Below are 1,504 nucleotides of genomic sequence, written 5' to 3'. Positions count from 1 at the left end.
ATCTTAGCTTCTATAAAATCAAAATTCTCTTGGAATTTCTTTAAAGTGAGATTTTTTGTGTCTAACATGTTAAATCCTTTTTTTTGTGGTATAATTCAACTCAAGGGGTTTACTTCGTGTGCTTGACTTAAAAAAACTGCTATTTTAAGCGGTAGGCTAATCCTATCCACGACTCCATAGGTTCGGGCGGTTTCCTGCTAAAGCAAGTCTTTAACTCTCATAAAAAACCAATTCATTATATTTTATCATTTGATTTAATCTATTTTTAGTAGCATTATAACTTGTTGCGTATTCTAGTGTCCCATCTGTTTTTACTGCTATACTTGTAATATGATATTTCTTATCTTGGTTTATAAAAGGCTTGTAGTAATAAAGCGTTCCTTCTTCATCTTTTGTTACAAATTTCGGTTTTAAGAGAGTAGGCATAAAGGTTGCGTTTATTACTTGCCTATTTTCTTTATGATTACCATATTTTCCATTTTTTCTATAGTGATTAAACGCCCTTAAAACATTGACTTTCACTTCCCCTGCTGGTGTTTGCACGACTGCATTTTTAGAATCTAGTCGCTTTGTCTTATCATTTTTAAAAATCATATCTTTAAATCCTTTCAAATTTAATGTTTGTGGCAGGGCTTCTGCATTATCCATTAACGCCTTATAATCTATCTTCCCACTAGAATCTAAAAAGCTAGATTCCAACTCTTTACTCAACGCTTCGCCCTGCATTGTAGCTTCAGCGATAGTATCTTTTAAAGGTGTATCCATAGTTTTATAAGGGTGTGGTAAATGTCCTTGCTCTATGGTGAATGGCTCGCTCCTTTCATATTTTGCTTCGACTTGCCTTTCTCTCTGCGTTAAAAATACTCGCAAATTCTCGTGTATTTCCCACTCTTTATCACTCTTACTGCTATCTTTGTCTAAAGACTTTTGAAACTCCCTTAAAGCTTTTTGATACTCTTTGTCATTTGCTAGTTCTGCTTGGATTTCTTTTTCTCCGCTGTAAAACTCCCCACCCTTGATTTTTGCATAAGCTCTAGCATCTAAATCTAGCCTCCCTTGCACATTCCTTGCTTCCACTTCGCCGTGTCTTAAGTAGTAATTTTTACTATCCCTTATTTTCTCGCCAAATCCAAAGCCCTCTATATCTTGGATTGCGTGTTGTATTTCGTGGTAGAGAGTGCTTTTTGCTTTCTCTTTTGTATTTACAAAAAGTGTATTTAATGCTATAAGCTTATCCTCTTGGTAATATTCTCCCCAATTTTTGCTTCCAATATTACCAGCAATAATTTCTAAATCTTGTAGCTCTGGGTAGGCTTGAAATAATTGCTTATCCTGCAATACTTCTTTCAATTTGGGGTAATAGTCGTTGTTAGAACTTTTATATAGCTTTACAAAATCAAACTCCCCATCACTTTGGCTTATCTCAAACTTCCATTTTTTATCCTTATCTTTATACCAGCCTGTTTTTTCCCATATCTCTATTTCATCTGCCCCACTAGATTCT

At 34.6% G+C, this 1,504-nt stretch carries 1 protein-coding gene; it reads right to left on the bottom strand.

What is annotated here, in order from left to right:
- Nucleotides 1-210: 210 nt before the first annotated feature.
- The coding region (locus tag T368_RS16020) for an LPD23 domain-containing protein (protein WP_034595292.1) at nt 211-1,504 on the bottom strand (1,294 nt) is incomplete at its 5' end.

The sequence above is a fragment of the Helicobacter bilis ATCC 51630 genome (genome assembly GCF_000686565.1).
Lineage (GTDB): Bacteria > Campylobacterota > Campylobacteria > Campylobacterales > Helicobacteraceae > Helicobacter_A > Helicobacter_A bilis.
This window is presented reverse-complemented; position numbering and strand designations above follow the sequence as displayed.